Annotated in this window: 2 rRNA genes; both read right to left on the reverse strand. The window is 47.4% G+C overall.

Annotation, left to right across the window (positions count from 1 at the left end):
• Positions 1-95: 95 nt before the first annotated feature.
• Positions 96-209, reverse strand: a 5S ribosomal RNA gene (gene rrf / locus AAG807_RS21065).
• 122 nt (positions 210-331) lie between these two features.
• Positions 332-3207 (reverse strand): 23S ribosomal RNA (locus AAG807_RS21070).
• Positions 3208-3269: the final 62 nt, after the last annotated feature.

Consider the following 3269-nt stretch of genomic DNA (forward strand, 5'->3'; position numbering starts at 1 on the left):
TTAAATGTTTTTAATTGAAATAGCTTGGTAAAATCCATCTACCAGAGATTATTGAACGCAAAAAAGCCGTTCCTTTTTGGGGAACGGCTTATTAAAAGTGGCATCGACTTACTCTCCCACCCTCAAAAGGGCAGTACCATCAGCGCTAACGGGCTTAACTTCTCTGTTCGGAATGGGAAGAGGTGGACCTCGTTGCTATAGACACCTAAAATCATTGAATGATAAATTTCGAATGTTGAATTAAGAGCATTATACTCTTCATTCTGCATTCATCATTCTAAATTTCTTTAGATCTTGACGAATTGGCGATTGAAGTAATAAGAAAGAGTGATATTATAAGTCTACGGGTAATTAGTACTACTCGGCTTTGACATTACTGTCTTTACACCTGTAGCCTATCAACGTGGTCGTCTTCCACGACCCTTAAAAGTTATCTCATCTTGAGGTGAGTTTCGTGCTTAGATGCTTTCAGCGCTTATCTCATCCGAACATAGCTACCCTGCGATGCAGCTGGCGCCACAACAGGTACACCAGAGGTTCGTCCACCCCGGTCCTCTCGTACTAGAGGCAGGTCCTCTCAAATAACTAACGCCCACAACAGATAGAGACCGAACTGTCTCACGACGTTCTGAACCCAGCTCGCGTGCCACTTTAATGGGCGAACAGCCCAACCCTTGGGACCTTCTCCAGCCCCAGGATGTGACGAGCCGACATCGAGGTGCCAAACCACTCCGTCGATGTGAGCTCTTGGGAGTGATCAGCCTGTTATCCCCGGAGTACCTTTTATCCTTTGAGCGATGGCCCTTCCATACGGAACCACCGGATCACTATGCTCTAGTTTCCTACCTGGTCGACTTGTCGGTCTCTCAGTCAAGCACCCTTATGCCATTACACTCTACGCACGGTTACCAAGCGTGCTGAGGGTACCTTTAGGAGCCTCCGTTACTCTTTTGGAGGCGACCACCCCAGTCAAACTACCCACCACACAATGTCTTCCCCAGAGGAGAATTAGACATCAGATAATCCAAGGGTTGTATTTCAAGGACGACTAATCTACGCCTAGCGACGCAGCCTCAAAGTCTCCAACCTATCCTACACATGAATTACCCAATATCAATGTGAAGCTATAGTAAAGGTTCACGGGGTCTTTTCGTCCCGTTGCGGGTAATCGGCATCTTCACCGATACTACAATTTCACCGAGCTCATGGCTGAGACAGTACCCAGATCGTTACACCATTCGTGCAGGTCGGAACTTACCCGACAAGGAATTTCGCTACCTTAGGACCGTTATAGTTACGGCCGCCGTTTACTGGGGCTTCAATTCAATGCTTCGCCGAAACTAACATCTCCTCTTAACCTTCCAGCACCGGGCAGGTGTCAGGCCTTATACTTCATCTTTCGATTTTGCAAAGCCATGTGTTTTTGATAAACAGTCGCCTGGGCCTATTCACTGCGGCCACATTGCTGTGGCGTCTCTTCTCCCGAAGTTACGAGACCATTTTGCCTAGTTCCTTAGCCATGAATCACTCGAGCACCTTAGGATTCTCTCCTCGACTACCTGTGTCGGTTTACGGTACGAGTTGCTCTAACCTGAAGCTTAGAGGTTTTTCTTGGAAGCTTTTAGGGACACTATCCACTTGGCCGAAGCCGCGCGGTACTATCGATCTTTGCCAAGCCGTACGCATTTAACTATACAGCCTATAGCTACAATCTTCAACGCACTATTCCGTCAGTGCGCGGTCCTTTCAATACTCCGTCACCCCATCGCAGTTAAAGCAAGTACGGGAATATTAACCCGTTTGCCATCCACTACCCCCTTCGGGTTCGCGTTAGGTCCCGACTAACCCTGGGACGATTAGCGTCGCCCAGGAAACCTTAGTCTTTCGGTGTGCAGGTTTCTCGCCTGCATTATCGTTACTTATTCCTACATTTGCTTTTCTAGCCGCTCCAGCACACATCACCATGCACCTTCTACGCTGACTAGAATGCTCCCCTACCAGATGTATTACTACAAATCCATAGCTTCGGTAGTACACTTAATGCCCGCTTATTATCCACGCACGATCGCTCGACTAGTGAGCTGTTACGCACTCTTTAAATGAATGGCTGCTTCCAAGCCAACATCCTAGCTGTCAATGCAACCGCACAACGTTTGATCAACTTAGTGTACATTTGGGGACCTTAGCTGATGGTCTGGGTTCTTTCCCTCTCGGACATGGACCTTAGCACCCATGCCCTCACTGCTCAGTATATCTTATAGCATTCGGAGTTTGTCAGGATTTGGTAGGCGGTGAAGCCCCCTAGTCCAATCAGTAGCTCTACCTCTATAAGACTCAACCTGAACGCTGCACCTAAATGCATTTCGGGGAGTACGAGCTATTTCCCAGTTTGATTGGCCTTTCACCCCTACCCACAGGTCATCCGGAAACTTTTCAACGTTTATCGGTTCGGTCCTCCATTCCATGTTACTGGAACTTCAACCTGCCCATGGGTAGATCACAAGGTTTCGCGTCTACCCCCACTGACTAAAGCGCCCTATTCAGACTCGCTTTCGCTTCGGCTCCGGTACTGAATACCTTAACCTTGCCAATGAGGAGTAACTCGTAGGATCATTATGCAAAAGGCACGCCGTCACCAATTAAGGCTCCGACCGCTTGTAGGCACACGGTTTCAGGGTCTATTTCACTCCCTTGTTCAGGGTTCTTTTCACCTTTCCTTCACAGTACTCGTTCGCTATCGGTCTCTGAGGAGTATTTAGCCTTACCGGATGGTTCCGGTTGATTCAGACAGGATTCCACATGTCCCGCCCTACTCAGGGTACTACTAGGTAATTATACTATTTCGAGTACAGGCCTTTCACCTTCTTTGGAGTGACTTTCCAAACACTTCCTCTATAATATAATAGTCCATATTGTAGCCCTACAACCCCAGCCTTGCCGAAACAAAACTGGTTTGGGCTGTTTCCATTTCGCTCGCCGCTACTCCGGAAATCACTATTGTTTTCTCTTCCTGCGCCTACTTAGATGTTTCAGTTCAGCGCGTTCGCCCACTTACGTGTAACTAGTCTTCAACTAGCTAGGTTTCCCCATTCAGAAATCTACGGATCAATTCGTATTTGCCAATCCCCGTAGCTTATCGCAGCTTATCACGTCTTTCTTCGCCTCTCAGAGCCAAGGCATCCCCCGTGTGCCCTTAGTAACTTATTAATATCTCTACTAATGATTCTTATTACTTCAATCAATTCCAATATGTCAAAGAACTTTATAGT

Source organism: Fluviicola taffensis DSM 16823, assembly GCF_943372375.1.
GTDB lineage: Bacteria > Bacteroidota > Bacteroidia > Flavobacteriales_D > Crocinitomicaceae > Fluviicola > Fluviicola taffensis_A.